6 protein-coding genes are annotated in these 7,361 nt (G+C 63.8%); 2 read left to right on the top strand and 4 right to left on the bottom strand.

Annotated features, from left to right (window positions below; genetic code table 11):
* The coding region (locus KBC96_06810; GenBank protein MBP6964100.1) for a hypothetical protein at nt 1–1,234 on the bottom strand (1,234 nt) is incomplete at its 3' end.
* A gap of 118 nt (nt 1,235–1,352) precedes the next feature.
* Between KBC96_06810 and KBC96_06805 the strand changes: the two genes are divergently transcribed.
* Together KBC96_06805 and KBC96_06800 are read left to right on the top strand one after the other, a co-directional pair.
* On the top strand, nt 1,353–4,043 hold the full coding sequence (locus tag KBC96_06805) for an FAD-dependent oxidoreductase (GenBank protein ID MBP6964099.1): 2,691 nt from the start codon (nt 1,353–1,355) through the stop codon (nt 4,041–4,043).
* Between the two features lie 345 nt (nt 4,044–4,388).
* Nucleotides 4,389–5,861, top strand: coding sequence for a sulfatase-like hydrolase/transferase (locus tag KBC96_06800; GenBank protein MBP6964098.1), 1,473 nt, complete (start codon nt 4,389–4,391; stop codon nt 5,859–5,861).
* A 38-nt stretch (nt 5,862–5,899) separates the two neighbouring features.
* Here the strand turns inward: KBC96_06800 and KBC96_06795 are convergent, their stop codons facing one another.
* The 3 genes from KBC96_06795 to KBC96_06785 form a co-directional block, all read right to left on the bottom strand.
* Nucleotides 5,900–6,259: a TlpA family protein disulfide reductase gene (locus tag KBC96_06795; GenBank protein ID MBP6964097.1), complete on the bottom strand. Its 360-nt coding sequence runs from the start codon at nt 6,257–6,259 to the stop codon at nt 5,900–5,902.
* Nucleotides 6,260–6,343: 84 nt separating this feature from the next.
* Complete coding sequence (locus KBC96_06790; GenBank protein ID MBP6964096.1) at nt 6,344–6,484, bottom strand: hypothetical protein; 141 nt, start codon at nt 6,482–6,484, stop codon at nt 6,344–6,346.
* Nucleotides 6,485–6,526: 42 nt separating this feature from the next.
* A complete protein-coding gene (locus KBC96_06785) occupies nt 6,527–7,261 on the bottom strand; it encodes a ThuA domain-containing protein (GenBank protein MBP6964095.1) in 735 nt (244 codons plus the stop codon).
* Nucleotides 7,262–7,361 lie beyond the last annotated feature (100 nt).

Here is a 7,361-nt window from a genome sequence, read left to right as displayed (position 1 = left end):
AGTTCCAGTTCGGCGGATAGTCGCGCTTCCGGCGGCCGCGCATCGAGTACCAGGTCAGGTGCGGGCAGAAGAAGTTCGGGCCGAGCACGAGGTTGTAGTCGCCGATCCACTTGAAGTCCTCGAAGGTGTTGGTGTGCCGCGAGCATCCGAAGATCTCGGTCAGCACGCGCTTCCGACCGAGTTGTCTGGCCGCCGAGCCGACCTGCTTGGCCGTAAGGAGCATCGGATCGGTGCAGCGGCAGAGATGATCAATGCCCGGCGCCTGGTGGTATCGGTAGAGCGACATGACGCCGCCGCCCTGGCAGGCGATCTGACCCTCGAAGTTGTCCTCCAGCAGGTAGTGGCCGGTGTGCTCGAGGCCGTTCGCCTCGCACCACTTGAAGAGCGGCTCGCTGTACGCCTCCGAGAACTGGCGCAGGATCGTGCGGTGGAAGAGCAGCCTGATCTTGCGGGCGTCCGGCCCGTCGAAGAAGAGATACGGCGCATCGGCCCAGAAGTCTCGGTCGTGCCACTCGGCGTAGACCTCGGGTATGCCGTCCCACCATGCCGTGCCGCCGGATGTCTGGCGGACGTGCGGCTCGTCGGTGAACATGCCGGGGATGCGCTTGCCGAACTCGGAACCCAGATGGGACTTATAGGTCTCATGGGTCAAACGGATGAACTCGCGCATGGCGTCCGGGTTGAGCAGGTTCGCGTACGACTCGCCTCCCCACCAGGGGATCTTGGGCGAGTACCAGCGGCGGAGGATGAGGCGCTCGATGCCGGTGTTGCCTCGGGCCTCGTCGATGCAGATCACCTTCGCGCCTTCGATGCTCGCCCCCTTTCGACCGACCAAGGCATAGGCGGCTTTCGGCTCGTCGTCGCCGTCGGGGGTCGGCTTCTGTCCGGCGGGCACGAACTCGGCCTGAAGCGCGGCAGATCGGTACTCGTCCTTCATGCCTGCGACCTGGCCGCCCGCGTTCCCACTCGGCCAGAGGTCCTCATCATAGAGCCAGACGTAGCCGTCCTTCTCGCGGGCTACGTCGATGGCAGCGTTCAGATTGTCGAACCACTCGTCGCCAAGGTAATCAGTGATCAAACCGGCGCGGGAGTGGAAGAATCCGCCGGAGAGCCCGACCTCGATCATCTCCTTGATCTGGCGGGCGGTCTCCTCGGGTGTGATGCGGTCGTTGATTGCCCAGAACGGCGCCGGCCTGAGGATGCTATCCGGCTGCTCGAATTTCTTGAAGTCCATGTGGCATGTTCCTTTCCGATGGGTACAGTTGTCCTGTTCCATCACGGAGCGGTGTTCCCCTCCCGGGCAAGACAATCGGCCTCCGGATGTGATAAACTCGGCGTGGAGGATTCACCGGATGGCAGACCGCGGGACTCACGCACCATTCCGATACAGGAGCCTGGACGAACTCCGGGCGGCGATCGAACAGCTCGGCCTCGACATGGCCGTCGATGAAGATACCTCGATCCTGGCGCGGCCCGTGCAGGTCGCGGGACGTACCATCCCCAACTCCATGGCAGTCCAGCCGATGGAGGGCTGTGACGGGAAGGCCGACGGCTCACCCGACGAGCTTACTGTCCGCCGGTACAGGCGGTTCGGCGCGGGCGGCGCGGGTCTGCTCTGGTTCGAGGCGACGGCGGTCGTGCCCGAGGGACGGGCGAACCCTCGACAGTTATGGATCCGCTCCGAGACGAAGGACTCGTTCGCGCGCCTGCTAGAGGACTCGCGCAAGGCCGCAGCCGAGTCTATGGGAGCGAACCATCGGCCGTTCGCGGTACTCCAGCTCACTCACTCGGGCCGGTACAGCAAGCCGGGGAAGTCGCCGTCTCCGATCATCGCCCAGCACGACCCGCTGCTCGACCCGACCCGAGGCACTCATCCCGACCAGCCGGTGATCACGGACGACGAGTTGGACGCCCTGCAGGATCGGTACGTCGAAGCGGCGCGTCTCGCGTTCGAGGCGGGATTCGACGCGGTGGACGTGAAGGCGTGCCATCGGTACCTCATCAACGAACTCCTGGCGTCGCATACGAGGGATGGCAGGTACGGAGGCAGCTACGAGAACCGGACGCGGTTCCTCAAGACCGTCATCGGCCGGGTCTTCGATGAGTGCGGGCGCGACAAGATCGTCACCACCCGCCTCGGAATCCACGACGCGCACCCCTACCCCTACGGTTGGGGGATGGACCCCGATGAGCCGATGAAGCCGAACCTGGACGAGCCGAAGCGGCTGATACGCGAGCTCTACGACATGGGCGTGCGGCTGGTTGACATCACGATGGGCAACCCGTATTTCAACCCGCACGTCAACCGACCTTACGACACGCCTATCATCGGCTTCGACCGTCCGGGCGAGAACCCGCTGGCAGGCGAGGAACGGCTGATCAGCCTCACCCGCGAGGTCCGGGAGGGGGCGCCGGAGATGGTCGTCATCGGCAGCGGGTACAGTTGGCTGCGGAACCTCTGGCCCCATGTTGCGGCGGCGGAGATCGGGCGCGGCAGCGTGCAGATCGTCGGCCTGGGCCGCCAGGCATTCGCATTCCCGGGGTTTGCCAAAGAGATCATCGAGACCGGCAAGCTCGACATCCGACACACCTGCATCACCTGCTCGTCGTGCACGCAGATCATGCGCGACGGCGGGACGGCGGGATGCGTGCCTTTCGATAAGGAAGTCTACGGCCCGATATACCGCGAGGGACGGCGGAACAGCCCCGATTACATCCTGGCGCAGGCGTCCCGGTGCCGAGACTGCTTTGACCCGCAGTGCAGGGACGGCTGCCCGGCGGGAGTGGACATACCCGGCTTTATCCACGCGCTGGCCGATGGCGACATCAGGCGGTCGTACGAGATCCTGAGGGAACGGAATGCGCTCCCGGAGACGTGTGGGTGCGTCTGCCCGGCGGAGGTCCAGTGCGAGGGTCACTGCGTCGAGAGCACCTTCTCACAGAACCCGGTGCCGGTCCGCGAGTTGCAGGCATACGTGACTCGTGTCGCGCGGGAGAAGGGCTGGGCGTCGCTCCCGACGGAGGCGGGACCGACCGGCAGGCGGATCGCGGTGATCGGCGCAGGACCGGCGGGGCTCGCTTGCGCGTCCGAGCTGCTCAAGCGCGGGCATTCGGTGGAGGTATTTGACATACGAGAGACGATCGGCGGCACGGCGGAGGCATCGATCCCCTCGAAGCGCCTCGCGGCTGATCTGCTCGAGTCGGAGGGGCGGGCGGTTCTGGGCGACCGGATGACGCTCCATGCCGGACGCGGATTGACGGCCGAACGGAACCTGGACTCGTTCGTCAAGGAGTACGATGCGGTCTTCCTCGGCATGGGACTGGGTAAGTCGCCGACATTACTTGAGGCTGAAGCTCCCCTCCTTGATAAGGAGGGGCTGGGGGAGGTCCACGACGCACAGACCCCCTCGGCCCAGAGGCCGGTCCCCCTTGTCAAGGGGAACAGCTATGTCCGCGATGCCGTCGCCTTCCTGTGGGAGTGCAAGAACGGCGAGGCAGTCGTGCCGGAGCGGGTGGCGGTGCTCGGCGGAGGTAACACGGCGATCGACGCCGCGACCCAGGCGATCGAAGGCGGCGCGAGGGATGTCTACCTCGTCTACCGGCGCTCGTTCGCCGAGATGCCGGCATGGCCCGCGGAACGGGACGAGGCGCTGAACCTGGGCGTCCACTTCCTGATGCTGACTCAGCCCCTGGGGTACGAGTTCGAGGGCGATCGGCTGAAGGGCGTCCGCATCGCAAGGACGGTGCTCGGCGAGCCGGACGCGTCGGGCAGACGCCGACCGGCGGTAGTGCCGGACAGCGAATCACTGCTGGAGGTAGACCTAGTGCTGGAGGCGCTCGGGCAGAGCGTCCCGGAAGAGATCGCAAGACTCATCCCCGGCGTGGAGTTGGCGCGCGGTAAGATCAAGGTGGATGAGAGCGGTCGGACGTCGCGAGCGAAGGTCTACGCGGGCGGCGACATCGTGAACGGCGGCGCAACCGTCGTCCAAGCCGTCGCAGAGGGGATGCGAGCGGCAAGGGCGATCACTGATCAGCTAGGATGATAGCGCATGGAGTACAGATTTCTGCCGATCTTTGAGTTTCTGGGTGGCTGCTTTTCCGCCTTCTATGCTGTTAAGACCGTACTAGCGTGTCGAAAAGGCTCGACCAACGAGCGCTTTCCGTCGCTCCAGATCGCCGGCTTCACAACTATGGCTCTCGGGGCATGGCTGGTCTCTATCACACACTTTGGTGGGCTGCCGAGAGCGCTCTGGTTCCAATCGCGGATTACAGGATTAGTCCTCCTGATCAGCGCCCTGGTCCTGTTGCTCCTATTGATTGCGCTTGATCTAATCAGGCGACTGCAGGACGAGTGAACATGTACAAGCACTAAGCACAGGAGAAGGTCTATGCCAAGGCAACCTCATATCATCATCTTCAACCCCGACTCGTGGCGGGGGGACGTGCTGGGACACATCGGCAACCCGGGAGCTGTTACGCCGAACCTGGACGCGGTCGTCAAGTCGGACGCCGTATCGTTCCGGAACGCCTTCTGCCAGAATCCCGTCTGCACGCCGAGCCGGTGCTCGTTCATGAGCGGCTGGTATCCCCACGTCCGGGGCCACCGGACGATGTACCACATGATGCACGCGGACGAGCCGGTGCTCCTGAAGACGCTCAAGGACAACGGGTACTTCGTCTGGTGGGGCGGCAAGAACGACCTCGTGCCGGGCCAGCTTCCGGTTGATCCGTACTGCACGGTGAAGTACAAACCGACGCGACCCGTTCAGGCCGGGCGGGGTCTGGACCGACAGAAGCAATGGCGCGGCGAGCCGGGCGGCGACACCTACTACTCGTTCTACGTCGGCAAGCTCGATACTCCCGGCGAGGGATCGCACTACGATAACGACTGGGGCAACGTGCTCGGCGCGATCGAGTTCATACGCAATCGTCCGGAGGATCAGCCGCTGTGCATCTACCTCCCTCTAAGCTACCCTCACTGCCCATACGCGGTCGAGGAGCCGTGGTACAGCATGATAGACCGCAGCAAGCTCCCGAAGCGCACACCGACACCCGAGGGCTGGAAGGGAAAGCCGAGCATTGTGAAGGGCATCTGGGAGCGCCAGAAGCTCCATACGTGGACTGAGGACCGATGGAAGGAGCTTCGGGCGACGTACTACGGCATGTGCGCCCGCGTAGATCATCAGTTCGGGATGGTCATGGACGCCCTCAAGGAAGCCGGCATCTACGACGACACGGCGGTCTTCATGTTCAGCGACCACGGGGACTTCACCGGCGACTACGGCTTGGTGGAAAAGAACCAGAACACCTTCGAAGACTGTCTCTCGCGGGTGCCGTTCATCATCAAGCCGCCTTCCGGGGTCGAGGTGAAGCCGCGCGTGAGCGATGCCCTCGTCGAGCTGATCGACTTCCCGGCGACGGTCGAGGCGCTCACCGGGATCGAACCGAAGCACACGCATTTCGGCCGGTCGCTGCTCCCGGTCATAGCCGGCGAGACCGACGAGCATCGGGACGCGGTTTTCTGCGAGGGCGGGCGGCTGCACGGGGAGCGACACTGCATGGAACTCCAGAGTTCGAGTTCGCAGGTACCGACGGGGATGTACTGGCCGCGCGTGAACCTCCAGCAGAGCGAGGGGCCGGAGCACACGAAGGCGACGATGTGCCGGACGAAGGAGTTCAAGTACGTCCGCAGGCTCTATGAATCGGACGAGTTGTACGACCTGCGCAAGGACCCGCAGGAACTCGACAACAAGATTGACGACCCGTCGCTGTCGGGCGAACTGCTGAAGCTCAGGGAACGGATGCTCACGTTCTACCAGGAGACCTGCGACGTCGTCCCGTGGGAGACGGATAAGAGGTAGCCTCCAGGTTCATGCCGGCGCACCCGCCAAAGATGCGGCTACAGCAACGGCTCGATTGCCTGGACGATCCGATCCTTCATCTCCGGATAGAACCCGCGAATCGTCTCCCGGACATTGCCCTCCTGGTCCACGATCACCAGAGTCGGCAAGCCCGTAGCGCCGTAGTTTCCGCCCACGGATCCCTTCTTGTCGAGGAGCATCAACGACTTGAGGCCGTGTTTCTCCACGAAACTCCGAACCGTGCCGGCGCTCTCCCTCTGGTTCACCCCGACGACCGCGACTCCCTTTGAGGAGTACTCCTCCTCGATCTCGGCGAGGATCGGAGCGAGCCTCTGGCAAGGGCCGCACCAAGTGGCCCAGAAATCCAGTATCACGATCCCACCGCGAAAGTCGGACAGGGAGACCTGTTTGCCGTCGAGCGACTCGAGCGTGAAATCCGAAGCAAGAGGGGAAGCCGGACCGGCCTCCGGAGTCGCCGGACCTCACCCGCCGCCTGAGGGGACAGGAGCGCACGAATCGGACGCCGGCATCGGGGCATTCGTGCTCTGAACCATGTATGCGAACCCGGCGGCGATCACGATCAGGATCGCAATCGCGAAAAACAGCCCGTAACCCTTGCTCATTTCGTTTGCCTCCGTCAACAGGAATGACGCGGGCAGAAGCCATCAGGTTCCCAGTGGTTCGAGCGGCGGGCAGTTGCCGAAGGTAGGGACGGGGGTGTTCCCCGGCGCGGCCCATCGCACGGCGTTCTCGATAACCTTCAGCACGTTCGGATCCTTGTAGGTCGGATAGCTCTCGTGGCCGGGCCGGAAGTAGAAGACCTTGCCCCGACCCCGATGCCAGCAGCACCCGCTTCGGAAGACCTCGCCGCCCTGGAACCAGCTCACAAAGACCAGTTCGTCCGGCTGAGGGATGTCGAACCTCTCGCCGTACATTTCTTCCTCTGGAAGCTCGAAGTACTCGCCGACGCCTTCGGTGATGGGGTGGCTCGGATCTATGACCCACAGGCGTTCCTTCTCGTCGGCCTCGCGCCATCTGAGCATGCAGAACGTGCCCATGAGCCGCTGGAATATCTTCGACATGTGGCCCGAGTGGAGGACTATCAACCCCATTCCGTCCCAGACCCTCTGCTGAACCTTGCCGACGATGGAATCGTCCACCTCGTCGTGCGCCATGTGCCCCCACCAGGTCATGACGTCGGTCTCGGCGAGGACGGCATCGGTCAATCCGTGCTCCGGCTCGTCGAGCGTGGCGGTGCGGACCTTCATATCGGGCTGCATGCGGAGGTGCTCGGCGATGGCCTCGTGCATGCCGTCGGGATAGATCGTGCTCGCCGGGTGGTCGGCATGCTTCTCGTGCCGGAACTCGTTCCAGACGGTTACGCGGATTGTATTGCTCATGTTAAGACCTCATTTCCTCGCAGTGATGAAACTGTTCTCGCGAGGAGGGCGGATGTCCTGCACAGTCGCCGGGCGAACCATTGGCGATCAGGTCCGCAGA

It is taken from the genome of Armatimonadota bacterium, from assembly GCA_017993055.1.
Classification (GTDB): domain Bacteria; phylum Armatimonadota; class UBA5829; order DTJY01; family DTJY01; genus JAGONM01.
Note: the sequence above shows the minus strand (reverse complement) of the source record. Positions and strands in the feature narration are given on the sequence as shown.